General features: G+C 60.4%; 28 protein-coding genes and 1 tRNA gene. 21 read left to right on the forward strand and 8 right to left on the reverse strand.

All coding sequences use genetic code 11. The annotated features are described in order from the left end of the window. Positions 1–9 precede the first annotated feature (9 nt). From P0D52_RS05225 to P0D52_RS05235, 3 genes are all read left to right on the forward strand, one after another. The gene (locus P0D52_RS05225; RefSeq protein ID WP_394694370.1) at positions 10–1,323 is read left to right on the forward strand and encodes a replication-associated recombination protein A; all 1,314 of its coding nucleotides are present in this window, start codon (positions 10–12) and stop codon (positions 1,321–1,323) included. Then, on the forward strand, positions 1,323–2,147 hold the full coding sequence (locus P0D52_RS05230; RefSeq protein WP_394694371.1) for a PIG-L deacetylase family protein: 825 nt from the start codon (positions 1,323–1,325) through the stop codon (positions 2,145–2,147). The genes P0D52_RS05225 and P0D52_RS05230 overlap by 1 nt, the downstream gene beginning before the upstream one ends. A gap of 61 nt (positions 2,148–2,208) precedes the next feature. Beyond that, entirely contained in the window at positions 2,209–2,589 is a 381-nt protein-coding gene (locus P0D52_RS05235) for a TonB-dependent receptor (RefSeq protein ID WP_394694372.1), read from the forward strand. 248 nt (positions 2,590–2,837) lie between these two features. On the opposite strand, the gene P0D52_RS05240 is transcribed toward P0D52_RS05235, so the two are convergent. After that, positions 2,838–3,446 carry a hypothetical protein gene (locus P0D52_RS05240; protein WP_394694373.1) on the reverse strand — a complete coding sequence of 203 codons (609 nt, stop codon included), beginning with the start codon at positions 3,444–3,446 and terminating at the stop codon, positions 2,838–2,840. After that, a complete protein-coding gene (locus P0D52_RS05245) occupies positions 3,439–4,044 on the reverse strand; it encodes a hypothetical protein (RefSeq protein WP_394694374.1) in 606 nt (201 codons plus the stop codon). The genes P0D52_RS05240 and P0D52_RS05245 overlap by 8 nt, the downstream gene beginning before the upstream one ends. 88 nt (positions 4,045–4,132) lie before the next feature. On the opposite strand from P0D52_RS05245, the gene crcB reads away from it, so the two are divergent. The 6 genes from crcB (at position 4,133) to P0D52_RS05275 (ending at position 9,247) form a co-directional block, all read left to right on the forward strand. Continuing rightward, entirely contained in the window at positions 4,133–4,516 is a 384-nt protein-coding gene (crcB, locus tag P0D52_RS05250) for a fluoride efflux transporter CrcB (protein ID WP_394694375.1), read from the forward strand. Then, positions 4,513–5,502 carry an RluA family pseudouridine synthase gene (locus P0D52_RS05255; protein ID WP_394694376.1) on the forward strand — a complete coding sequence of 330 codons (990 nt, stop codon included), beginning with the start codon at positions 4,513–4,515 and terminating at the stop codon, positions 5,500–5,502. Before crcB ends, P0D52_RS05255 begins: the two co-directional genes overlap by 4 nt. Beyond that, positions 5,499–6,185: an HAD family hydrolase gene (locus tag P0D52_RS05260; protein ID WP_394694377.1), complete on the forward strand. Its 687-nt coding sequence runs from the start codon at positions 5,499–5,501 to the stop codon at positions 6,183–6,185. The genes P0D52_RS05255 and P0D52_RS05260 overlap by 4 nt, the downstream gene beginning before the upstream one ends. Continuing rightward, the gene (locus tag P0D52_RS05265; protein ID WP_394694378.1) at positions 6,182–6,922 is read left to right on the forward strand and encodes an ATP12 family chaperone protein; all 741 of its coding nucleotides are present in this window, start codon (positions 6,182–6,184) and stop codon (positions 6,920–6,922) included. Before P0D52_RS05260 ends, P0D52_RS05265 begins: the two co-directional genes overlap by 4 nt. A 130-nt stretch (positions 6,923–7,052) precedes the next feature. Beyond that, the gene (locus P0D52_RS05270; RefSeq protein ID WP_394694379.1) at positions 7,053–7,601 is read left to right on the forward strand and encodes a hypothetical protein; all 549 of its coding nucleotides are present in this window, start codon (positions 7,053–7,055) and stop codon (positions 7,599–7,601) included. Positions 7,602–7,714: 113 nt separating this feature from the next. Further along, positions 7,715–9,247 carry an acyl-CoA carboxylase subunit beta gene (locus P0D52_RS05275; protein WP_394694380.1) on the forward strand — a complete coding sequence of 511 codons (1,533 nt, stop codon included), beginning with the start codon at positions 7,715–7,717 and terminating at the stop codon, positions 9,245–9,247. Here P0D52_RS05275 and P0D52_RS05280 read toward each other — a convergent pair. Beyond that, positions 9,244–9,393 carry a hypothetical protein gene (locus tag P0D52_RS05280; RefSeq protein ID WP_394694381.1) on the reverse strand — a complete coding sequence of 50 codons (150 nt, stop codon included), beginning with the start codon at positions 9,391–9,393 and terminating at the stop codon, positions 9,244–9,246. The two genes, P0D52_RS05275 and P0D52_RS05280, sit on opposite strands and share 4 nt — an antisense overlap. A gap of 257 nt (positions 9,394–9,650) precedes the next feature. Beyond that, the gene (locus P0D52_RS05285) at positions 9,651–10,532 is read right to left on the reverse strand and encodes a fatty acid desaturase family protein (RefSeq protein ID WP_394694382.1); all 882 of its coding nucleotides are present in this window, start codon (positions 10,530–10,532) and stop codon (positions 9,651–9,653) included. Positions 10,533–10,645: 113 nt separating this feature from the next. Between P0D52_RS05285 and P0D52_RS05290 the strand changes: the two genes are divergently transcribed. Beyond that, positions 10,646–11,605, forward strand: coding sequence for a beta-propeller fold lactonase family protein (locus tag P0D52_RS05290; RefSeq protein WP_394694383.1), 960 nt, complete (start codon positions 10,646–10,648; stop codon positions 11,603–11,605). Here P0D52_RS05290 and P0D52_RS05295 read toward each other — a convergent pair. Beyond that, positions 11,602–12,459 (reverse strand): hypothetical protein, encoded by an 858-nt coding sequence (locus P0D52_RS05295; RefSeq protein WP_394694384.1) that lies wholly within the window; start codon positions 12,457–12,459, stop codon positions 11,602–11,604. The genes P0D52_RS05290 and P0D52_RS05295 overlap by 4 nt on opposite strands. Before the next feature lie 70 nt (positions 12,460–12,529). Between P0D52_RS05295 and P0D52_RS05300 the strand changes: the two genes are divergently transcribed. From P0D52_RS05300 to P0D52_RS05320, 5 genes are all read left to right on the forward strand, one after another. After that, on the forward strand, positions 12,530–12,985 hold the full coding sequence (locus P0D52_RS05300) for an ion channel (protein ID WP_394694385.1): 456 nt from the start codon (positions 12,530–12,532) through the stop codon (positions 12,983–12,985). A 79-nt stretch (positions 12,986–13,064) separates the two neighbouring features. Beyond that, positions 13,065–15,089, forward strand: a complete 2,025-nt coding sequence (locus tag P0D52_RS05305; protein WP_394694386.1) for an acetyl-CoA carboxylase biotin carboxylase subunit — start codon at positions 13,065–13,067, stop codon at positions 15,087–15,089. 93 nt (positions 15,090–15,182) lie between these two features. After that, positions 15,183–15,713 (forward strand): hypothetical protein, encoded by a 531-nt coding sequence (locus P0D52_RS05310; RefSeq protein ID WP_394694387.1) that lies wholly within the window; start codon positions 15,183–15,185, stop codon positions 15,711–15,713. An 89-nt stretch (positions 15,714–15,802) separates the two neighbouring features. Further along, positions 15,803–16,303: a DUF805 domain-containing protein gene (locus P0D52_RS05315; protein WP_394694388.1), complete on the forward strand. Its 501-nt coding sequence runs from the start codon at positions 15,803–15,805 to the stop codon at positions 16,301–16,303. Between the two features lie 23 nt (positions 16,304–16,326). Next, complete coding sequence (locus P0D52_RS05320) at positions 16,327–16,884, forward strand: DUF805 domain-containing protein (protein WP_394694389.1); 558 nt, start codon at positions 16,327–16,329, stop codon at positions 16,882–16,884. On the opposite strand, the gene lipB is transcribed toward P0D52_RS05320, so the two are convergent. Continuing rightward, positions 16,881–17,561, reverse strand: coding sequence for a lipoyl(octanoyl) transferase LipB (gene lipB, locus P0D52_RS05325; RefSeq protein ID WP_394694390.1), 681 nt, complete (start codon positions 17,559–17,561; stop codon positions 16,881–16,883). The genes P0D52_RS05320 and lipB overlap by 4 nt on opposite strands. 90 nt (positions 17,562–17,651) lie before the next feature. Between lipB and P0D52_RS05330 the strand changes: the two genes are divergently transcribed. Together P0D52_RS05330 and P0D52_RS05335 are read left to right on the forward strand one after the other, a co-directional pair. Then, positions 17,652–17,903, forward strand: a complete 252-nt coding sequence (locus tag P0D52_RS05330) for a FliM/FliN family flagellar motor switch protein (RefSeq protein ID WP_394694391.1) — start codon at positions 17,652–17,654, stop codon at positions 17,901–17,903. A 65-nt stretch (positions 17,904–17,968) separates the two neighbouring features. Beyond that, positions 17,969–18,055, forward strand: a tRNA-Leu gene (locus tag P0D52_RS05335). Between the two features lie 15 nt (positions 18,056–18,070). Here P0D52_RS05335 and P0D52_RS05340 read toward each other — a convergent pair. Both P0D52_RS05340 and P0D52_RS05345 read right to left on the reverse strand, forming a co-directional pair. Then, positions 18,071–18,523, reverse strand: a complete 453-nt coding sequence (locus P0D52_RS05340; RefSeq protein ID WP_394694392.1) for a hypothetical protein — start codon at positions 18,521–18,523, stop codon at positions 18,071–18,073. Beyond that, the gene (locus P0D52_RS05345; protein ID WP_394694393.1) at positions 18,520–18,972 is read right to left on the reverse strand and encodes a hypothetical protein; all 453 of its coding nucleotides are present in this window, start codon (positions 18,970–18,972) and stop codon (positions 18,520–18,522) included. Before P0D52_RS05345 ends, P0D52_RS05340 begins: the two co-directional genes overlap by 4 nt. 103 nt (positions 18,973–19,075) lie before the next feature. On the opposite strand from P0D52_RS05345, the gene purT reads away from it, so the two are divergent. From purT to P0D52_RS05365, 4 genes are all read left to right on the forward strand, one after another. Then, positions 19,076–20,266 carry a formate-dependent phosphoribosylglycinamide formyltransferase gene (gene purT, locus P0D52_RS05350; protein ID WP_394694394.1) on the forward strand — a complete coding sequence of 397 codons (1,191 nt, stop codon included), beginning with the start codon at positions 19,076–19,078 and terminating at the stop codon, positions 20,264–20,266. Positions 20,267–20,326: 60 nt separating this feature from the next. Next, positions 20,327–21,718, forward strand: coding sequence for a magnesium transporter (gene mgtE, locus P0D52_RS05355; protein WP_394694395.1), 1,392 nt, complete (start codon positions 20,327–20,329; stop codon positions 21,716–21,718). Between the two features lie 42 nt (positions 21,719–21,760). Beyond that, positions 21,761–22,762 (forward strand): Kelch repeat-containing protein, encoded by a 1,002-nt coding sequence (locus tag P0D52_RS05360; protein WP_394694396.1) that lies wholly within the window; start codon positions 21,761–21,763, stop codon positions 22,760–22,762. A 68-nt stretch (positions 22,763–22,830) separates the two neighbouring features. Further along, positions 22,831–24,129, forward strand: coding sequence for a glycoside hydrolase family protein (locus P0D52_RS05365; protein ID WP_394694397.1), 1,299 nt, complete (start codon positions 22,831–22,833; stop codon positions 24,127–24,129). Positions 24,130–24,152: the final 23 nt, after the last annotated feature.

Here is a 24,152-nt window from a genome sequence, read left to right on the forward strand (position 1 = left end):
ACTACGCCCATGAGTTCACTCTTTGAAGCCGCCGGAATGAATGAGGATGCGCCGCGCCCGCTCGCGGATCGCTTGCGTCCCCGCAATCTGGATGAGGTGGTCGGCCAGGATCACTTGCTGAAAGGCGAGGGGCCGATTGCCCGGATGCGCGCGCAGAAGCGCTTTGCATCGATCATTCTCTGGGGCCCGCCCGGTGTTGGCAAAACCACGATTGCGCGCTTGCTCGCCGATGAGTCCGGGCTGGAATTTGAACCGCTGTCGGCGGTCTTCTCCGGCGTGGCGGACCTCAAGAAGGCATTTGACCGGGCGCGGGCCCGGCGGCAGAGCGGACGCGGCACCTTGCTGTTTGTCGACGAGATCCACCGCTTCAACCGCGCCCAGCAGGACGGGTTTCTGCCCGTGGTCGAGGAAGGCATTATCACGCTGGTCGGGGCGACCACCGAAAATCCCAGTTTCGAACTGAATGCGGCCCTGTTGTCGCGCGCCCAGGTGCTGGTTCTGAAGCGTCTTGAAGCGGACAGTCTGGAATTGCTCGTCAAACGCGCGGAGGCCGATATCGGCCGTCCGCTGCCGGTGACGCTGGAGGCAAGGCGGGCGGTGCTGGAGCTGGCGAACGGGGATGGCCGCTATCTTCTGAATCTGGTCGAGGAATTATTCTCGCTCGACCGGACCGAGCCTCTGGGGCCGGAAGATCTCTCGACCTATCTGCAGCGGCGCGCGCCGGTCTATGACCGTGATCGCGACGAGCACTACAATCTCATCTCCGCCCTGCACAAATCCATTCGCGGCTCCCATCCGGATGCGGCGCTCTACTGGCTGGCGCGAATGCTGGAGGGCGGCGAGGACCCGCTTTTTCTGGCGCGGCGTCTGGTGCGCATGGCGAATGAGGATATCGGGCTGGCCGATCCGACCGCCATCCATGCGGCACTGGCGGCGAAAGAGACCTATGATTTCCTGGGATCGCCGGAAGGCGAGCTGGCGCTGGCGCAGGCTGTCGTCCATCTCGCCTGCGCGCCGAAGTCAAATGCCGTTTATAACGCCTACAAGGCCGCCAGACGCGCTGCGAGCGCAACCGGCTCACTCCCGCCGCCGAAACACATCCTCAACGCGCCTACGAAGCTTATGAAAGCCGAGGGCTATGGTTCGGGCTATGAGTATGACCATAATGCCGAGAGCGGTTTTTCCGGTCAGGACTATTTCCCGGACGAGATGAAAGACCGCCCCACCTTCTATGAACCGACGGATCGGGGCCGCGAAGCCGCCATTGGCGAGCGTCTGGCCCGCTGGCGGGAGATACGGGCGAAGAAGCAGGGAGGGCGCTGATGCGACGCCTTTTGATCGGATTTGCTTTGGCCGGCCTGATTGGCCTGGTGCTGGTTCAGGCCGCGCTCTGGTATGGGCGGTCCATCTTTGCCGAGCCGGGTGTGGAGGTGGCGCAAAGCGTCACGGAGGCGCTGAACGCGCAGCGGATTGTGTTGGTCTTTGCCCATCCCGATGACGAGATCACCGCGACCGAGCTGATCAGCCGGGCGGTGGAGGAGGGCGCGTTTGTGGCCACTATCACCGCCACGCGCGGCGAAGCGGGCACGCAATTCCCGCCCATCGTGGCGCAGGAGCATCTGGGCGTGGTCCGCGAGGGCGAGTTGCGGCGTCACGGCTTTGCGCTCGGTCTGAACGAGCAGATCGTTCTGGGCCTGCCCGATGGCGGTGTGCCGGAGGCGATGAGCGAGGCGCAGCTGGCGGATCGCGTGCTGGAGGAACTGGTGCGGCTGGAAGCCGATGCGGTGGTGACCTTCCATCCGCCCAGCGGTGTCTCACTGCATCCCGATCATATGGCGATGGGGCGGGCGGCACTGGCCGCCACCCAGCGTTATGCCCGCCAGCGCGGCGAGGCGGTGACATTGGCCTATACACTGGTCTCGCGCCCCGGCACGCGGCGCTTTGGCGGCGAGCGCTATGCGCGCGTGGCCGATCTGCAGCCCGATCCGACCTTCGCGCTGGATGTTGACGCGTCGCTCAAGACCCGCGCCTGGCGGATACACGCCTCTCAGGCGGACTATTTGAGGGAAACGACGGGGGTGCCGGACTGGCTGCTCTACCAGTTGTGGACGCAGGAATATTACGCCGTGCGGATCATCGAACCCTAGAATCTGTTTTGGGAATGCTTCCTGCGCGGCTAGTCTCGCCGCGGGAACAGGGGAGATTTCCATGAAAGTTGACCGGATACATCTGGTATTGGGCTTGCTGTGGCTGATCGCCGGCATGGCGCTGGGCGAGCATATGGGCCGCACGCAGGATCACGGGCAAATGCCCACACATGCGCATATCATGCTGGTGGGCGGCGTCCTGCCCGTCTTGTGGGCGATCCTCAACCGGGTCTGGAAAATGGGGTCGGGACTGCTGGCCTGGGCGCAGCTGGTTCTGCACCATGCCGGGGCGGCGATCATGATCGTCGGCCTCTACAAGCTCTATGGCGGCGGCAATGGCGAAACGCTGGGGCCGGTTCTGGGCGTCAGCGCGCTGCTGGTCATGCTGGCGACGGTGTTGATGCTGTTTCTGGCGATCCGCGCCAGACCGGATAGCGCCTAGTCGATATCAAAACGGGGAGCCATGGCTCCCCGTTTCACATAATGATCATGCGAGTGTCGGTACAATCGCGACGAAAACGCCACCGAAAACGGCGATCACGAAGCCGACTTGCAGGACTGCGGCGAGGGTTGTGCTCAATCGATCCATTGTCTTTTTCCTTGTTTTTATTGTCCGGACATTGTGTCCGTCAGACAGGAGATGACATAAGCCCTTTGTTTGGATGCACAATTGCGTGCGCGCCATGCCCGCTATGCAAAAATGCATGGGAGTGAGCCCGGCGGTGGCGGGCCGTAGCGGTTGGTTTTCGGATCGCCGTGCGTGGTCTCGATCCAGTTGTGATATTTCAGGAAATAGACTTTGCGCAGCACAAATCCGGCAATGCCGATATAGGCAAGCATGGCGCCATATATTGCCGGAAACGCCCAGAGGGTGCCCATATAGCTCGCAAGCGGGCCGTTAAAACTGGAGAAATAGGCGGCAACCGGAAAGGCCACTGCGATCAACAAGCTGACGCCATAGGGCTTCAGCACATGCCAGCCTGACAAGCCCAGATCATGGTGACGGCGGATTTGCCAGAAGGCCATGAGAAAATTGACCGCCAACAAGAAGGCAATCACGAAGATATAAAACACATATAGCCAGTCGAAGCTGGGTTGTTCGACAAAGTCGTAAGTTGGCCTCATCAGATGGGTGATGAGTTGCGAGACCATCATGCCAAGCACAATCATTTGTAGCGGTATCAGCATCTCTGCCAGAAACGGATTGGGGAGTTTTCTGGGAATCCCTGTCCGCCCGAAGGTGGTGAGGGCAATCCTCGGATCAACGCGCCGGAAATGATTGCGGATTTTCTCAAGCATCTGATGCGCTGACCGGAGCCGGCCCGTATCTGTTCGGGCCGGGCCTGCCTAGTGTGGACAGAAGCCGGCAATTCAATGGCCGCAGCACGCGCCGCCAGTATATCCGGCTGACGAAAAACCAGATCAAGCCAAGACCGATAAGCGAAGCGATAAAGAGGGTGAAGGTAACCGGTTCGCCGAAGTCGAAATCCGCGAACGGTAGCAGCTGTCGCGCTGAGATTATGCAAACCGCAATAAAGATAATCGCCAACGAAACCGGCAGCCGCCGCGTGATGATATGCAAGGGGTTTTCTCCGATGTCGCGCGCCCGTCGGATCGACCAGCATACAATCCTGAATTCGTCTAGCCCGTAGGAAGCCAGCCAAAAGATCACGAACGACATGTATAAAGTAGTCGGCTCAATTGCGGCGGCCATTGGTGGTATGGTCAAGAATGCCACAAGAAAAAACAGAGTGAGCGGTAAAAGGATATTGCGCCCGTCAGGAACCAACCATGACGGATTCGCGCTGTCGTCTTCCTGCAAAGGGCCGATACGGCCGAGCGGAAGCCATGATCTGGGCCACCAGGTCTGTTTGCGGATTTTGCCGGATACCATCATCAGAAAACACTACTCAAGATCGTGAGTGCGGCCAAGTTGATTTCCTGCCGCTTGCACCGGCGCGTCATCTCCCATATCTCCCGGGCCCATGACCAACATTCTTCTCATTGCTGCAGGGGGCGCGCTGGGCGCGGTCAGCCGGCATCTGACCGGGCAATGGTTCCTGCGCGCCATCGGGCCGGACTGGCCCTATGGCACATTTGCGGTGAATGTGATCGGCGGGCTGATCATGGGCGGATTTATCGGCTGGCTGGCGCAAGCGGGCCGCGCCGATGCCAATGAGCTGCGCGCCTTCTTTGCCGTCGGTGTGCTGGGCGGGTTCACGACGTTTTCCGCATTCTCGCTGGATGTGGTGGTGATGATCGAGCGCCGTGCCTATGGCGATGCGATCGGCTATGTCGCGGGTTCGGTTGTTCTTTCCATTCTGGCCCTGTTTGTGGGGCTGTTGATTGCGCGGCGGGTATTTGCATGAGCGGTGTTCAGACAATTGTGGTCGAGCAGGCCGAAGCCGGGGCGCGGCTGGACCGCTGGTTCCGGCGGCGCTTTCCGCATATTCCGCAAGGCCGCCTTCAAAAGGCGCTGCGCAAGGGCGAGATCCGTGTCGATGGCGGCCGGGTAAAAGCGGATACGCGCGTAGAGGCCGGCCAGTCGGTGCGCATTCCGCCGCTGCCGGATGCCGACCCGATGTATCAGGCACCGGAAGTGAAGATCAGCCGCGAGGATGCGGCCTATATCCGCTCTCTGGTGATCTATGAGGACAAGGAGATTCTAGTCTTCAACAAGCCGGCCGGGCTGGCCGTGCAGGGCGGCTCGAAAACCACGCGCCATATCGATGGCCTGCTGAATGCGTTCGGCAAGGATGATCAGAAGCCGCGCCTGGTGCACCGTCTCGACCGGGATACGTCCGGCGTGCTGGTGACAGCCAAGACGGTAGGCGCAGCCGCAAAGCTGGCCAAGGCGTTTCAGGCGCGTGAATCGGAAAAGACCTATTGGGCCGTGGTGCCCGGCGTGCCCAAGCCCAAGACGGGCGAGATCAAGGGCTTTCTGAAGAAAGATACGGGCGGCGCCCATGGGCGCGAGATGATGATGTCGGCCGAGCATGGCGAGGAGGGGGCCCAGCATTCGCTCACCCGCTATACCGTTGCCGCCGAAGCCGGGCATACGGCCAGCTGGGTGGTGATGCGGCCCGTCACCGGGCGGACCCACCAGTTGCGCGTTCATGCCTCGATGATGGGGCATGCCATTGTCGGGGATCACAAATACAAATCCCACCGCGAGGATCCGGAGAATATCGGCAAGGGACTGCATCTGCACGCGCGGCGTCTGGTCCTCAATCTGGGTGGCAAACGTCTGGTGCTGGAAGCCGATCTGCCGCCGCACATGGCCAAGACCTTCAAGGCGTTGGGCTTCGAGCTGTCGCATGTAGATGAGGACGCGATCGCGGAATTGCTGGCATGACGGAGTTGAAACTCGCCCTGTTTGATCTCGATGGCACGCTGGTCGATTCCCGCGCGCTGATCGCGGAATCGATGGACGAGGCGTTCCGCAAGAATGGTCTCGCCGGGTGTTCCTATGACCAGGTGCGCCAGATTGTCGGCATTGAATTGTTTGAAGCCATTCCGATGCTGCTGCCGGAGGATTATCCCGCCGAAGGTGCGGTGAAGATTGGCAATGATTTTCGTGAAATCTTTGTCCGCAATCGCTCCGACGGCACCCATGCCGAGGGGCTTTATGCAGGCGCGCGCGAGATTCTGGAAACGCTGGATGGCGAAGGCTGGCTACTGGGCGTCGCCACGGGCAAGCCGCGCCGCGGGCTGGACCACATTCTGCAGGCCCATGATCTGTCAGGGCTGTTTGTGACGCTGCACACCTCCTGCACCGGGCCGGGCAAGCCCAATCCGCGCATGGTGCTCGAAGCGATCAACGCGACCGGTGTGGAGGCGGCGCGCACCATCATGATCGGCGATAGCTCTCACGATATTCTGATGGCGCGCAATGCCGATGTCCGCGCCGCCGGAGTGACCTGGGGCTTTCACACCGCCGACGAGTTGAGCGCGGCAGGGGCACATTCCGTGCATGAGGATTTTGCCTGCCTGCAACGCGGGCTGACGGCCTTCGGCGAGGGGCGGAGCGCGGCATGAAGGGCGAAATGAAAGACGGTGTCCGGCTTCCCAGCCGCGAAGACAGCCTGCCCAAGCGATTCTACAAGGCGGTGGGCGTCATCCACGGACCCGATGGCTGGGCGGTGCAGCTGGACGGGCGCAGCATCCGCACACCGATGAAATCCGCGCTGGCCGTGCCGACCGAAGCTCTGGCGCGCCTGATGGCGGATGAGTGGGCCGCGCAGGGCGAGCGGATTGACCCTTCGACCATGCCGGTGACCCGCCTGGCGCATGGCGCAATCGATGCGACCGCCCACAATCGCGAGGCCGTGCTGGCCGAAGTCGTGAAATATGCCGGAACCGATCTGTTGCGGCATCGCGCCGAGGAATCGGCACTGGCGCGCCGTCAGGCCGACGTGTGGGATGATCATCTGCGCTGGGCGGAAGAGACGCTGGGCGCGCGCCTGCCGGTGGTGACGGGTATCATGCCGGCGGAAACCGCCCCGCAGGTGCTCGCTGCGCTCCGCGACCGTGCGGCGTCATATGATGACTGGCAATTGACGGGGTTGATGCAGGCCACAGCATTGTCGACCTCGGCCGTGTTGGCTTTCGCCCTGGTGGAAGGCCGGATTACGGCGGATGAATTATTCGCGCACAGCCGGATTGATGAAGACTTCCAGACCGAGCATTGGGGTGAGGATTTCGAGGCGAGAAAGCGCGCCGATCATCTCAAAGGCGAATGCCTCGCCATTGGCGCCATGCTGGGGGCGCTTTAGTCCACAGCATTCCAAGTCTCTGTTAGGATTGGCATATCCGTCTGAATTCGAATTGAGGCCAGCATGTGATAGCGTCTCATCCGGAAGTGGTGAGCCTTGGATGTCGCCATCAAACAATAGAAAGCGTGTCATGAAAAAATATCTATTTCTGGGATTCTTGTTGTGTGCACTTGCCGCACCTGCCGAGGCGCAGTTGCGCGAGGACGGGTATTTTGTCGCAAGCGGCATCGATGGCTGGGATTACGACAGCGAATACTGGATCGAGACGGGGCATGCGGCGGTGGTTCCGTATCCGTCAAATCCCACCAATGCACGTTGCGTGATTCATGCGACAAGACAGGCCTACAGCCGCGCTGCACTCGATAGGCTTTATGGTGGAGCGAATGAAGCCAGCTTGCGCCGCGAAATGGAACAGCTCGATCAAACCGTGCATCACGTGATTGACGTTCAGACTGTTCAGACGCTCGCACCTTATCGTGTGTTGAGAAGAATCTATTTCTTGCGTAGCTATGACAATATTATCATTGAATATTTTATCGGCGGCGCAAACGGTATTGTCACTATTCGCTGCACCGAGGACCACCGCATCGTCGATAATTTTGTTCAATATCAAGCGCCGCTAAGACGATCTATCGAAGTGCTTGAACAAGTGCAGATCGAATTGTCACCACCGCAATAATCGTAAATTCATGCGACGTCGATTTGGCTCAGTTCAACTCCCTCCCGAAATTGCCCTTCGTGTGCGGACAGTGCTAACTGACGGTCAAACGAAACACGCCAAGAGGGGCATCCATGCAGGACATTCTTGAAGAGCTGGAAAACCGGCGCGAACGCGCCCGTCAGGGCGGCGGCGCGGAGCGCATCGCCAAGCAGCATGAAAAGGGCAAATTATCCGCCCGCGAGCGGATCGAACTCTTGCTGGACGAAGGCTCTTTTGAAGAATGGGACATGTTCGTCGAGCATCGCTGCACCGATTTCGGCATGGCGGAGAAGAAAATTCCGGGCGATGGCGTCGTCACCGGCCATGGCACGATCAATGGCCGTCTGGTCTATCTGTTCTCGAAAGACTTCACGGTGTTTGGCGGGTCACTCTCCTCCACCCATGCCGAGAAAATCGTCAAGATTCAAAAGGCCGCCATCCAGAATGGCGCGCCGGTGATCGGGATTTTCGATGCCGGTGGCGCGCGCATCCAGGAAGGCGTGGCGTCGCTGGCCGGTTATGCCGATATCTTCCTGCAGAACACGCTCGCCTCTGGCGTGGTGCCGCAAATCTCCGTCATCATGGGGCCGTGCGCGGGCGGGGATGTCTATTCCCCCGCCATCACCGATTTCATCTTCATGGTGCGTGATACCTCCTACATGTATGTGACCGGGCCGGACGTGGTGAAGACTGTCACCAATGAGGAAGTCAGCCACGAGGATCTGGGCGGAGCCTCGGTCCATGCGAAAAAATCCGGCGTGGCAGACGGGGCGTTCAACAATGATCTGGAAGCGCTCGTCCAGATGCGCCGCCTGATCGATTTCCTGCCGCTCTCCAATCGCGAGACACCGCCGACGCGTCCGTCCTATGATCGCGCCGACCGGTCAGAGCCCAGCCTCGATACGCTGGTGCCGCCCAATCCGAACAAGCCCTATGACATTGTCGAACTGATCGAGAAGACGGCGGACGAAGGCGATTTCTTCGAGATCGCGCCGGACTATGCCAAGAATATCATTGTCGGCTTTGGCCGTCTGGATGGCCAGCCCGTGGGCTTTGTCGCCAATCAGCCGATGTCGCTCGCCGGCGTTCTGGACATTGATGCCAGCCGCAAGGCGGCGCGTTTTGTGCGCTTCTGTGATGCCTTCAATATCCCGATCGTCACCTTTGTGGACGTGCCGGGCTTCCTGCCGGGGACGAAGCAGGAATATGGCGGGCTGATCAAGCATGGCGCGAAACTGCTGTTCGCCTATGCCGAGGCCACCGTGCCCAAGCTCACCGTCATCACCCGCAAGGCCTATGGCGGCGCCTATGACGTGATGGCGTCCAAGCATTTGCGCGGCGATGTGAACTATGCCTGGCCGACCGCCGAGATCGCCGTGATGGGCGCCAAGGGCGCCGCCGAAATCATCCACCGCGTCGATCTGGGCGATGCGGAAAAGATGGCGGAGCATACGAAGGAATATGAGGACCGCTTCGCCAATCCGTTCGTGGCCGCCGGCCGGGGCTATATCGATGACGTCATTCAGCCGCGCAATACGCGCCGCCGCCTGATCAAGGCGCTACGGACGCTGAAGAACAAGAAGTGCGAAAACCCCTGGAAGAAGCACGATAATATTCCGCTTTAGGGGCGCTCTTCCGCCATCTCGATATCTTTGCGCTGCACGCTCAGCGGTTCGCGTTCCTTGTAGGGCCAGCCCTGCCGCTTGTGCGACTTGCACATGAGGCATCCGGCGCGGGTGGATTTCGGTCCCTTGCGTTTGTGATGGGCCATGGATTCGTCCTCCGGGGAAAAAGCAGTCGGCCCGGATAGAGGAAATCAGGGACACAGGTCCAGAAAAATCACGCTCCTCTCCCGTCATCCCCGCGAAAGCGGGGACCCAGAACAGCGGTGAGACGCAGGATTCGGGCGCGCAATATGCGCTGCGTGAACGCGGCGGCTGGCTGGCTCGGGACCTGCAATTTCTGGCGACGCAACTGGGTCCCCGCTTTCGCGGGGATGACGTTGATGATTGCAGTAAATAGCAGTGGCTACCCCCGCACCGCCTTGCGGATCACCGTGACATAGCCCGGGCTGACGCAGTCGAAGCCGTCAAAATAGCCGCGGCTCGCCAGTGTGCGGTGCAGGCGGGGCAGGTGATAGGGCGGGACGGCGGCGAACATGTGGTGTTCGAGGTGATAGTGAACGTGGTTGGGCGCGACGGTCAGCCGCTCGATCCAATTGGCACTCGTCGTGTGCGTGTTGCGGCGGGGCTCGGGATCATATCGATCCAGCGCCACGCCATGTTCGCCGATATTGCGCAGGCGCATGATGGCCGGGAAGACAAAGATCCGCGCAGCCCACCAGAGCGATATCGCCCAGATGGCACCGGCCAGCCAAAGCGCGCCGATCATCACCGCCTGAAAGACCAGGAAGGGCAATTTCCCGGCAAAGGTCGCATCCTTCCAGGAAAAGATGAGCTCTTTTATGAAGGTCTGGCCGGTAAAATCGCGAATGAATTTGCGGCGCAGGCTGTCTTTCGTCACCGGATAGCCTTCGACCAGGACATGGTCGGGATCGTCCGGCGTTCCTGCAAATCTGTGATGCTTCATGTGATAGTCGCGATAGGCGAGGAAAGGTGCGTCAATCGACGCGCCGCCAATCCATTTGCCGACCACCTCGTTCAGCCATTTCGTGCGGAAGAGGGAGCGGTGCGCGCAATCATGCATGACAATCGCAAACGCCAGCTGCCGTCCGGCGAGCAGGGCAATCGAGACCGGGATCAGCCAGAGCGACAGGATGGAGAGCGCAAAGGCGATCGCGACCAGCGCAAAATCCCCGGCCAGCATCAGCGCGCCGCGCCAGTCGGAGGCACGGGACATGTACCGCAATTCCTCGCGGGACAGGGCATCGGAGAGCGACAGGGTGTTCATGTGGCCAAATTACACCGGCGCAGCGAGATCGCAAAGCCGTGATCACGGTGCCTCTTGCAATTCAGCTGACCGATCAACATTTCGGACGAAGACGATTTACGGGGAGTATTGATATGAAACTGACCTATGCCGGACTTGCCGCCATTCTTTCCGCCACCGGCGCGATGGCCGCTGACCAGATTGTCGTCGTCAACAAGGGCGAGGACACGATCTCCATTCTCGATGCGGGCAGCTATGAGTCCGATGGACAGGTCAGCGTCGGCGCCAATCCCCACGAAGTCTATGTCTCTCCCGATGGCCGGACGGCCTATGTGTCGGATTATGGCGGCGCGCAGGGCACGACCATTTCCGTCGTTGATCTCGACACCGCCATGCGGACCGATGTCTGGGATCTCGGTGGTAATCGCGGTCCTCACGGCATCTGGGTCTCGCCTGATGGCGCCTATGTCTGGGCAACAACGGAAACCAGCGGCACGGTCATCGAATTGTCCTCTGCAACGGGCGAACTGACCAATGTCTGGGAGACCGGGCAGCGCGTCTCGCACCAGCTGGTGCCGACGCCTGACGGGTCGAAGCTCTATATTGCCAATATCGGGTCGGGCTCTGTCACGGTGATCGACCGGGCCTCTGGCGAGGTGACGACGGTGCCCACCGGCGCCGGGGCGGAGGGTATAGATGTCTCTCCCGATGGCACGGAGGTGTGGGTGACCAATCGCGCGGCGAATACCATTTCTGTAATCGATGTCGCGACGGACACCGTGCTGGAAAGCTTTTCCTCGGGTGGCACCTTGCCAATCCGCGCCAAATTCACGCCGGACGGATCAGAGGTCTGGATTTCCAACGGCACATCCAATCAGGTGGCGGTTTTCCATGCCGAGAGCCGGGAATTGCTGGCGACGATTGATGTCGGCGCGGTGCCGATCGGCCTGTTGATGTCGCCGGATGGTGAGCGCGTCTTTGTCGCCAATACGCAGGATGATTTCGTCACCGTGATCGACACGGAAACCCGCGAAGTCACGGATCAGATTCCGACCGGCGACGAGCCGGATGGTCTGGCCTGGGTGGTGCGCTAGGCGGCGTCTTCGTCTTTCTTGCTGAACTCGATATTCCGGCCCACAAGGCTGGCGGCGAGGACAGCGAGAATGGCGAGGTTGGCCGAAAGACTGTCCTGTCCGCCCAGGAGGCTGCAAATCGCGGCCAGCAGGATCAGCGTCATGCCGGCCTGAACACGGCGGCAATCGCAGGGGCTGCCGAGCACATCCATGGGGGCAAAGACTTCTTGGGTGTTGAAAATCGTCCCAGCGACCAGAAGGGTGATGACCACAACCGTCACGACCCAGCCGCGCACCAGAGTCTCCATCACCGAAACATCAACGCCATCGCCGACGAAGAAAGCCGACAAGCCCATCACCAGAAGCGCCGGAATGGCCAGTCTCTGGGTCAGATTGCTTCGCTCGAAAAACTCGTCAACGGCCAGCGCAATGACGGAGAGGAAGGGCATCCACCAGGCGCCTTCCACGAAGACGGCGCCCAGATTCAAAAGGACCAGTGTGATGAGATCGCCCATTCTGGCTTGCGGGCCGACCGTCCGGTTGACCAGCCGCACCGCAAACATCAAAGCGCCCAGTGTCAGCAGATCAAATCCATAGCCCAGACCCGCCAGCCCGACCGTGAGCGCCATGGCGATGAACGCCGTCGCATTGTGGTCCGGGTCCATTTCGCGGCCGAGCGCCCAGGCGAGGAAAGCGGCCAGCGCGCCGAACAGACCCGCTTTGCCGGCATCGCCCATGCCGGCGCCATTGAATGCGAGCCAGGCAAACAGGCCAATGGCGATCAGCGGCAGAAGAATGATGACCGCCAGATTGGTCGGATATTGTGGCTCGATCGGGCGGGCGAGGGCGGAGTATTTGTGAATCGGATGGCTCATGTGTCTTCCCTGACTGGCGCGTCAACTTATCGCTATCGGTCATAATGGGAAGCGGGGTAAGCTGCGATCCATGTTGTCTTCACTGATTATTGCCACCGCGCTCGTCACCCTGACCGTTGTCATTCACATGGTCGGGCTGGTTGCGCTCATGGGATTTCTGCAAGCGCGGTCGCGGCGTATCCGACCGTTCAAGTCACCGTTGCGGCAGGGCGTGTTCATTGTGCTCATCGTCATGGGCCTGGTCTTTATCCATTTCATCGAAATTCTGGTCTATGCCGGGGCCTATATGTTTCTGGACGTGTTCGAGACGCTCGAAGCGGCGCTTTATTACTCGACATCGGCTTTCACCACGGTCGGTTTCGGCGATGTGGCGATCAATAGCGAATGGCGCTTGCTGGGCGCGCTGGAAGGGTTGAACGGCTTCCTTCTGATCGGCTGGTCCACGGCCTTCATGGTGTCAGTGATCAGCCGGATCCGGTCCATGGAAATGGACTGGCTGGACCGGTTGCGCAACAGCCCGGACTAGCCTCCTTACTTGCCCCTCATGCGACAAGCACGGTAAACCATTTCAAACCCTTCTTTCGGGGCGACACAAAAGGGCTTTCATGTTCGAGAAAATTCTGATCGCCAATCGCGGCGAAATTGCTGTGCGCGTTATCAAGACCTGTCAGCGTCTGGGGATCCAGACCGTGGCCGTCTATTCGGAGGCCGATGTGGGCTCCAAAGCGGTGGACATGGCTGATGAGGCCGTCTTCATCGGCCCGCCCGCGCCCGGCGAGAGCTATCTGTTGATCGACAAGATCATCGAGGTCGCAAAACAGACCGGGGCAGAGGCGGTGCATCCCGGTTTCGGCTTCCTGTCAGAGAATCCCAAATTCCCCATTGCGCTGAAAGAGGCCGGGATTGAGTGGATCGGTCCGAATGTGCACGCCATCGAAGCGATGGGCGACAAGATCACGTCCAAGAAATTCGCGGCCGAGGCCGATGTCAGCACGGTGCCGGGCCATATGGGCCTGATCGAGGATGCCGAAGAAGCCGCGCGTATCTCCGCGGAAATCGGCTATCCGGTGATGATCAAGGCGTCAGCCGGCGGCGGCGGCAAGGGCATGCGCATTGCCTATTCCGACAGCGAAGCGCGCGAAGGCTTCCAGTCGGCGCGCAATGAGGCGAAATCCTCCTTCGGCGATGAGCGGATTTTTATCGAGAAATTCATCGAGCGCCCGCGTCATATCGAAATCCAGGTGCTGGGCGATCGTCATGGCAATGTGATTCATCTGGACGAGCGCGAATGTTCGGTGCAACGCCGTAACCAGAAAGTTCTGGAAGAGGCGCCATCGCCCTTCCTCGACAAGGCCACGCGCGAAGCCATGGGCGTGCAAGCCATCGCCCTGTCGAAAGCCGTCAATTATGACAGCGCCGGGACGGTGGAATTCATCGTCGATCAGGACCGGAATTTCTATTTTCTGGAAATGAATACACGGCTGCAGGTGGAACACCCGGTCACCGAAATGACCCACGGGATCGACCTCGTTGAGCAGATGATCCGCGTGGCCGCTGGTGGAAAGCTGGAGTTGCGCCAGAAGGACGTCAAGATCAAGGGCTGGGCGGTGGAAGCGCGCCTGTACGCCGAAGATCCCTATCGCGGCTTCCTGCCCTCGATCGGTCGTCTGAAGCGCTATTCCGAGCCGGCCGAAGGGGCGCTGGGCGAGGGCACGCTGCGCATTGATTCCGGCGTTCGCGAGGGCGATGAAATCTCGATGTTCTACGATCCGATGATCGCCAAGGTCGTGGCCCACGGGAAAACCCGCGAGATCGCGATTGATACCTTGCTGGAGGGGCTGGATCGCTATCATGTGGAAGGCCTGCAATCGAATGCGCCTTTCCTCGCGGCTTGCCTTGAGGAAGAGGATTTCCGCGCCGGTGATATCCATACCGGCTATATCGCGCAGAAATTCCCGGACGGTTTTGCCGGGACAGAGCCTTCCGAGCTGCAGACCCGCATGATTGCCGGGACGGCCGCCTTCATCCACACCGTCTATTCGCGCCGCGCCGCCCGGACATCGGGCCGCATGTCACCGCCGCCGCGCATTCACGCGGAAGAATGGGAAGTGCTGGTCGATGGCGAGCGCATTCTGGTGGAAATTGATCTGCCGGATGAGGCCATTGGCGGCGGCACGCCGGCCAAGGTCTGGCTGCCCGAACTGGGCGGAAAGCCGATCGAGTTTGAAAGCGCGTGGCTGCCGGGCGAGCACGTCTTTGACGGCACGCTGGATGGCGAGCATTTCGCGGTCGAGTTCAAGAATCTGACCGAAGGCCTTCGCCTACGGCATCGCGGCTATTCGACGACGGCGATTGTGGCGACGCACCGCTCGGCAGACCTGCACGCCTTGTTGCCGATGAAGGATGTGGGCGCATCCGCCAAACAGATTACCAGCCCGATGCCCGGCCTCGTGGTGAAGCTGGAAGCGGAAGTGGGGCAGGATGTGAAGGTAGGCGAACCGCTTCTGGTCGTTGAAGCCATGAAGATGGAAAATGTGATCCGCGCCGAAATGGACGGGGTTATCAAGTCCATCGAGGTTGAGGCCGGTCAGTCCGTATCGGCGGATGAATTGCTGGTGGAATTTGAATAGCGGGACCGTCGGAATACGCGTCCCGCTACAAATGTACCGGGTGGGCGGCTATTTCAGCTTCGGGATTAAACACGTCAGACAGGGAAACTCATCATGAATCCCCTTGCAATTGTAACACCGACCCAACGCGCAGCGCCGATGGCGTTTCTGATCGGGCTGATCATTCTGGCCGTGCTGGATGGTGTCAAAACCTGGTATGGTTTGTCGCTCGTATCCGCTGAAGGCAGCGGCGGCGGCTTTGGAAATATTTCGATGGGGCTCTTTGCCCTGCTACTGGTTTTTGTCTCGTTTCTGTTCATTAATCGCCGGCGTGACGCGGGTGAAGGCATCATGCTGTTCCTGCTGCCGGTGATCCTCGCGGCAGTGGTCAGCATGATCGGATCTGTCGTCATGATCGGCATCGCGTCGTTTGATATGATGGGGCAGTATGCGGACAGCGTCGGGCGCGATGTCATGACGGTCGCGCAAGACCCGGCCTTCCAGGCTGAATTCCAGGCCTGGATTGAAGAGCGCCCTGAATTGGCGGTTGAAATGGTGAAGCCGGCCGCATGGGGCGGATTTGCAGCCTTCTGGGGCATCACCTTCCTCTTCGGCCTCTGGTTCATGTCGATGAAGCGTGGATAAGGCAAAACATCGCCTGAAACGCGATTGACAAGGCGAGGTCTCCCCTCGCAGGGTAGGGACTTTAGCAGCCGGCAGGGGAGGCCAAGCCTATGGATACCGCCAGATTACAATCATTGCTGTTGTCGTTCGAAGGACGAATCGGTCCCAATTCACTGATGCAGGGAACGGTTGCGGTCTTCGTGATTGCGATTGCCATCAATCTACTGGGTATCGTCGCGCCCTTCATCACCATCCTTGGTCTTGCGCTTCTTTATCCTCTCTTTTGTCTCTATGCGAAGCGGTTCCATGATGGCGGCAAACCCGCGATCTGGCCGCTGGCGGTTCTGGCCGGGGTGTTCATTGGCGGTATGATTCTGTCCGCCATTCTGACTCCGATTTTTGTGGGTGACATGTTTGCGGCCGCCATGCGCGGCGAAGACCTGACCGGGATGGGCTGGCGCCTGAAAAGCTTCATTCTTGGCGTGCTGATCAGCGGGCTGACCTATTTCGGCGCAGCTTTCATTGTGAACCAGTTCGTCAAAGCAGATGCCGGTGCCAATGCCTATGGGGAGCCGCCGGTTGATGCGACGTCCATGAATCCCTTGGGTTAATCTGATTACGAGGACTTTGGCAGATGAATTTGTCTCACGTATTGTTCAGCCCGAACGGGCGTATCAGCCAACAGGAATACTGGATCGGGATTCTGATCCTGATTGCCGCAAACATTGTCGGCGGCATGATCCCGTTCCTTGGTTTCTTTATCGGGCTGTTCCTGATCTATGTCGGCGTCTGCGTTTACGGCAAACGCCTTCATGACGCGGGCAAAACGGCCTGGATTCACGGTGGCGTCTGGGCGGTGCAAATCGTGCTCGGCATTGTCGGCTTCGCCCTGGCGGGCGGCGCGATCATGGCCGCTCTGGCCAATGGCAATGGCAGCGACGAAGCCACGTTTGCCGCCATTATGGGCGCGTCTGGCAGCCTGTTCCTCGTCGGCGGCCTCGGATTTCTGATCTGGATTATTTACACGATCTGGGTCGGCATTTCCGCCGGTGATCCCGGTGAAAACCGTTATGGGCCCGCACCCGGTGCCGCCGCAGCCGCTGCGGCTGCACCTGCGGCACCTGCTGCTGCTCCGGCCGCTCCCGAGCCGACGGTGCAACCGTCCGAGCCGGATGAGACACCCAAGCCTTAAAGCGCGGGTGCCTCAACCTTTCTGACGGGCCCGAACACGGTCTCGAATGATGTGAGGAAAGCCTCGTCGGTTTCGGCGAAGCTTTTTTCGATGCCGAGATCGGCCAGACTGGTGACGCCATAGCGCGGATCGGCAATGCCGCAGGGCGTAATTCCGTCGAAATGGGAAAGGTCGGGCGCGACGTTGAAGGCAATGCCGTGGAAGGACACCCAGCGGCGCAGGCGCACGCCGATGGCGGCGATCTTGTCTTCATACCCATCGCCCTTGTCCGGGCGATTGACCCAGACACCCACCCGGCCACAGCGCCGGTCAGCCTCGACATCAAACTGGGCCAGCGTGCCGATAATCCAGTCTTCCAGCCCCTGAACGAATTTGCGCGCATCGCGCCCGCGCTTCGTCAGGTCGAGCATGACATAGGCAATGCGCTGCCCCGGCCCGTGATAGGTGTATTCCCCGCCGCGTCCGGTCTCGAAGACGGGGAATTTGTCCGGATCTTTCAGATCCTCGATCTTGGCGCTGGTGCCCCCGGTATAGATCGGAGGATGTTCCAGCATCCACACCAGTTCGGGCGCGTCACCGGCGGCGATGGCAGCGGCGCGCGCTTCCATGAAGGCCACCGCCTCCGGATAGGGGACATGGCCTGTGGAAACTGCCCATTCTGTGTGATTTTCGCTCATGGATCCGGTTTTCCTTAACCCGTCGGAAAGGCGCATGACTCAACATCGCGATGCAGCTTGGATATTTCAAGCGCGAAGAGGAGTAACGCCTTGAGTCAGTTGGGGTCCGTCAAAGTCGAGATATCGGTTGTCCTTGGACAATCGGCGATGCCGATCGCGCAATTTCTGCGCATGGGCCGCGGCGCGGTGATTCCCATGGACTGCAATGAGGACGAGCCGGTCTGGATTCTGGCGAATGGCCACCCGATTGCGCGCGGCGAAATCATCATCCAGGGCGACCGGGTTACCGTGCAAATCCTCGGCCCGGCAGACGCAAATGACTTCCAGCCGGTAGCCGCCTGATATTTGCGCATAATGACGCTTCACAATTCGATCCGGGCCTGCTATCCCGCGCGCCTTCTGGGGATGCGGCCGTGGCGGAATTGGTAGACGCGCAGCGTTGAGGTCGCTGTGGGGTAAAACCCGTGGAAGTTCGAGTCTTCTCGGCCGCACCATCCCTGGAGGAGATTTCAGGAAAAGACTTTCGGATCGACCCTGGCGCGTTGATCAACCAATGCCTGATAAACGGCGGTGGCATAAGTGCACGTCCAGGCAATCGCGCAGGATGCGTAGATGCTGGATATGATTCCCCGGCCGGCAATTTCCCTCATCAGGCCCAGATCCTGTGGCCTTTGCGCCGTTGTGGCATAAGACAGCGCGCCGTTCGATCCAAAGACCGTCTGCTGCAGCACCATATCGGCCAGCATGAAGACAAGAATTCCCGCTAGAAGCCCCGGCAGCAATAGTCCACGATAAGTCAGGGGACGCTTTTGCCTAAGCTCGGCATTGGGGTCAGCCTCGTTGGCGGCGGGAAGTGACAGAAAAAATGGCGCTATGATCGTCAGCACAATCGAGTACTGCAAAGTCATGGTTGCCCGGCCCAATGTTTCGTACGGAACCCGCAGAAAAAATTCGTAGTTCAACCCCGGAGCAATTCCAGCGTTGAATAGAGGGCCAGACCCATCGTTATTCCGCATATCGCGACAATGGCCGCTATGCGCCAGAAGACGTTGAGAAAGCCCATCAGGCGGGATCGGCCGGGCGCAATGGCCAGAGATCGCAACCAGAAAAAGGCCAGGACCACCCATAGAGCCGGTGGCAGCCAGAACATGGCATTGAGGGCCCAGTGCTGCCACTCGTCCACCGCAGAATACCCATTTGCGTAAACCTGCTGCCGCAACAGGATATATCCGATCTGAAGCCCCGCCAGAGCCGGAATGCCGGCGACCAGTAACCACCACCGTTTGCCCAGCATGGACAGAGTTGTGGAAAGTATGGTCCCGATGCCGATGGGCGAATGGCTTTTCAGATTTTGACGTGCGAGAAAACGAAGCGCCAATGCGATCACGCTGATCGGAATGAATAGCGCCATTATCTCGAACCAGACGGGACTCATCCCGGGATAGTGGCGGGATTTGCAGATAAGACAATCCCGGCGGCGTTATGCGTCATCAGGGCTGAATGGAAATATCGTCATGACCACACTCGGAACCCCGCTTTCCCCATCCGCGACTAAAGTCATGTTTCTGGGCGCCGGCGAACTGGGCAAGGAGGTCGTGATCGAGCTCCAGCGGCTGGGCGTCGAAGTGATTGCCTGTGACCGCTATGCGAATGCGCCGGGCATGCAGGTCGCGCATCGTAGCCATGTCGTCGACATGACCGATGCTGCGGCCATTCGCGCCCTTGTCGAGCAGGAAAAGCCCGACCTGATCGTGCCGGAGATCGAAGCCATTGCGACGGAAGAACTGGCCCGGATCGAGGCGGACGGATTGGCAATTGTTATTCCGACCGCGCGGGCGACACAGCTGACCATGGATCGCGAGGGCATTCGCTGTCTCGCCGCCGACGAGCTGGGCCTGCAAACCAGTCCATTTGCCTTTGCCAGTAATGGCGAAACACTGGCGCGCGAAGCCGAACGCATTGGCTATCCGGTCTTTGTGAAGCCGGTCATGTCGTCCTCCGGCAAGGGGCAAAGCTTTGTGAAATCTGCCGATGATATCGCGGCGGCCTGGGAACACGCCCTGAGCGCCGGGCGGGGCAAGCAGATCCGGGTAATCGTCGAGGGCGCGGTTGATTTCGATTATGAAATCACCCTGCTGACCGTGCGACATGCCGGCGGCACGGATTTCTGCGCACCCATCGGCCATCGTCAGGAGAGCGGTGATTATGTTGAAAGCTGGCAGCCGCAGAAGATGAGCGATGCGGCGCTCGCCACTTCGCAGGATATGGCGCGAAAAGTCACCGACGCGCTGGGCGGGCGAGGCGTGTTCGGCGTCGAGCTTTTCATCAAGGGCGATGAGGTCTGGTTTTCCGAAGTCAGCCCGCGTCCGCATGATACCGGTCTGGTCACGCTTTCCACGCAGGATCAGAGCGAGTTTGCGCTGCATGCCCGCGCCATCCTTGGCCTGCCGGTGGATGCCAGCCTGTTGCGCCCCGGTGCCAGTGCGGTTGTCTACGGCGGCGTTGATGCCGAGGGCGTGACTTTTTCCGGCGTGGATGATGCCCTGAAAGGGCCGGGCAGCCAGTTGCGCCTTTTCGGCAAGCCGGTGTCGTATGAAAAGCGCCGCATGGGCGTCGCGATTGCCCATGGCGCCGATGTAGACGAAGCGCGCAGTCGCGCAAAAGCATGTGCATCCGCCATAAAAGTGTCTGAATTTACCGGCTAATACGGGTGGCTTCCGCCAAGGCAGTGTCTATGCTGTGCGGACCAGACTGTCGGGGCCGATATGAGTGAACTAGCACCTGAAATCGAGGCGGAAGACGAAGCCCAGACGGCGGCCGATACCGATATCGCCATTGTTGCTCGGCTGGCTGCCGCGATTGGCGAGCGCGATGGCGGCGCCATCCGCGATATCCTGTCCGAATTGCACCCGGCTGATGCCGCCGACGTGCTCGAACAGCTATCGGCCGATCAGGTGCGCCATGCGGCCCGTCTTGCGCCGGACGCCTTTACCGGTGAATTGCTGTCCGAACTGCAATGGGATTTGCGTGACGATGTCACCGAATTGCTGGAGCCCGGCCAGATCGCGGAAGCGATCCGGGATCTTGATTCGGATGATGCGGCGCTTGTTCTGGAAGAACTGGACGATGATGTCCGCGAACAGGTGCTGCTGGAAGTCTCGGACGAAGACCGGACAATGCTCGAATCCCATTTCGAGCACGAGGAAGAGACGGCCGGTCGGCTCATGCAGCGCGACTTCGTCGCGGCTCCGGAATTCTGGTCGGTGGGCGATGCCATTGATCATATGCGGCAGGCCGGTGAAGACCTGCCGGACATTTTCTTTGACGTCTACATCGTTGACGCGGCCTTCCATCCGATGGGCGCTGTGCCGGTCAGTCAGATCATGCGCTCACCGCGCGAAAAGAAGCTGACGGAGCTGATGGATGAACTCCGGATCCGCATCGCGCCGGACGTTGATCAGGAAGAGGCGGCCTATCTGTTCGAGAAATATCACCTCTTCTCGGCCCCGGTGGTCGATGAAGACGGCCGCCTGACCGGTATGCTGACGGTCGACGACATGGTCGACGTCATCCAGGAAGAGAACAAGGAAGACCTTCTGGCGCTGGCCGGGGTGAATGAAGCCGGCCTGTCGGACAGCGTGTTCGATTCGGTTCGGTCGCGCGCGCCCTGGCTGCTGGTCAATCTGGCCACGGCAATCCTGGCATCCGGCGTGATCGCGCTGTTCGAGGATGCGCTGGCCACCATCGTGGCGCTGGCCGTGCTGATGCCGATTGTGGCCTCGATGGGCGGCAATGCCGGCACCCAGTCTCTGGCCGTGGCGGTGCGGGCCATTGCCTCACGCGACCTGACCTCGGCGAATGCCCGACGGGTCATTATCCGCGAACTGGTGACCGGAATCGTCAACGGCATACTGTTCGCCATTGTCATGGGGCTGGTCGCGGCCGTCTGGTTCCAGAATGTGCCGCTGGCCGGGGTGATTGCGATGGCGATGGTCATCAATCTGGCCTTTGCCGGGCTTGCCGGAATCGCGGTGCCATTGGTTCTGCGCCAGTTCGGCGCCGACCCGGCTGTGGCCTCGTCGGTCTTTGTCACAACTGTAACGGATGTGATCGGCTTCTTTGCGTTTCTCGGATTGGCTGCCATCATCCTGTTGTAAATCGGGTTCATCAAGTGTTGCGGGGGAAGGAGCGATATTGAAATGAGTGCTTTGCGTGTTCTGGCTGTGCTTTCCCTGAGCCTTGCGACAGCGGGGTCTGCCCTCGCGGACGGATATTGGCGCCGCGCCCCGGAATTGCCGGATGCGCGGGCCGGTCTGGCGGCTGTCGAAATGAATGGCCGCGTCTATGCGGCGGGCGGCTCAGGTCTGACCGAGCCGAACAGCACGGTGGAAGTCTTCGACCCTTCCACGCTGCAATGGATTGACGATACCGCCTTGCCACGCGGTCTGGAGCGCTTTGGCTTTGCCGCCGTGAATGGCCGCCTCTATGCCGCGGGCGGCTATGCGGCATCGGACCGGGCGCGCAGCGACCTGAGTGATTTTGGCGATTTCCGCCGGCCCGAGTTTGAGCCCCTGCGTCCGAGCGCGGATGTGTGGTCGCTCGATCCGCTGGAAGGTATCTGGCAACGCGAAACGAGCATGCCGGGGCCGAAGGCGTCCTTCCAGCTCATCGCGCTGAATGGCCTGCTCTATGCCATTGGTGGAGAGGACGGCACGGATGGCGTTTTCGTGTTTGATCCCGAGGCCCGCAGCTGGTCGGTTCTGGCCGCTCCATCGGAAATCACACGCCGCGGCGCCGCAGCGGTCGCCCTGAACGACCGAATCTATTTCATTGGCGGCGTGGATGAAGGCGTGGTTACGGGGCGCGTGGACATTTTCGACCCGGCCACCGAAAGCTGGACGATCGGACCGGCTTTGCCGGAACCCCGTGCCGGACATGCCGCCGCCGTGCTTGACGGGGCCATCCATGTAGCGGGCGGGCGCAGTGAAAGCCTCTCCACCACGCTGTCCAGCCATGTCCGGCTGGATGCGGCGACAGGCAGCTGGGTAGAAGAACCGGCGTTGGAATCGCCGCGCACGGATGCCGCCATGGTGTCGATCAATGGCGAATTGATGATTATGGGCGGCGGTGCCGGTGGCGGATTCTTTGCGCCTTTCACGGCCATTGGCGCGACGGACATCTTCACACCGGAAAACAATTAATCCGTTCGGCGCTGCATTTGCAGAGCGTTCGCTGAAACATTGGCGGACCGTCTCGGAATGGAACAATCATGAAGCCGCGTTTGAAATCCACGCCTGCTGCGCGTGAACTGATCAAGGCTCACGAGCCCTTTGCTGCAAATGCGCAACAACAGAGCGATGGCAGCTGGGTGATTGGCTATGGCCATCGTGCGGCTGCCAAAGCAGGCGCGTCGGTGACAGCTGACGAAGCCGAGCTCTTGCTGGTTTATGACGTGCTGCAGGCCGAACAGGCGATTGATGAAACGCTGGGTGGGGATCTGGGGGATCCGCAACGCGATGCGCTGGTCTCGTTTGCGCTGGGGGTTGGTCTTGCGTCCTTCCGCCGGAGCGCGGTTGTCCGCCTCATCCGGAAGGAACGCTGGCAGGACGCCGCCGAGGCGATAGCGGCCTGGAATGGTGGCGGCGTGGCTCGACACGAAGCCGAGCGCGCGCTTTTCCTGAAAGATATTCCCGCAGACACCGATCGGGCACCGGTCGAGCTGGTGATCGAATTTGATCATCCGTCCGATGACGACGCGGCGATTCCGGCCGCTGTGGAGGTGGATAACGCGCCGGACACGGAGCCGGAAGCCGCCAGCCCGGAAGAGCCCGACGCCGAGCCTGAGCCGGAAGCCGTCGAAGATGAGCCGGCCGAACCGGCCCAGCCGGCACCGGTCCGGATGATGCCGGGGCGGTCGGAGCTGGCGGAGCGTGTGATCTTGCGCATGCGCGCACAATTGTCCGGACCGGTTCGCGAAAGCGGCTATGCCGCGCCGCAAACGGCCGAGCACACGCCTGCCGAGCCGGAAGAGGCGGTAACTGAGCCTGAATCGGCGGCGGAGCCGATGCCAGGCGTGCTCGGCTTTGCCTTCACCCAATCTGTATCGATTGACGAGGACGACGAAGCAGCACCTGAAGAGACAGATGCCGGAGATTTGCCTCCCATCGTCGGCGTGGCAACGGCCTCCACCGATGGTGTGACGGGAGAGGTTTCGGGGGCCGGTGAGGTCTCGGATGAAACCGGTTCCGAGGATGAGGACGATGACCCGATGGTGCCGTCCGACATTGATGCCGAATTTGCAGAAGACGGCGAGGACAGCCCGGCCATGAATGGCTGGTCCAATGGCGATGCGGCCCCGGCGCCGGGCAAGAATGGCGGTCATCTCGGCGAGATGATCCTACTATTCCTCGGTCTGGCCTTGCTGGTTGGCGGGAGCTGGGAGCTGGTCTCGCAATTGGGCTCTGGCGAATCTGAACCCAATCTCTTCATTGGCCTTGTGGCGCTTGTGGTCGGATTCATTTTCGCCGTTGGTGCCGGCATATGGTTGCTGGGTTCGCGGAAAAAATAGCGCACCACCTTTGCTTGACCTTC

It is taken from the genome of Hyphobacterium sp. (assembly GCF_043584775.1).
Taxonomy (GTDB): domain Bacteria; phylum Pseudomonadota; class Alphaproteobacteria; order Caulobacterales; family Maricaulaceae; genus Hyphobacterium.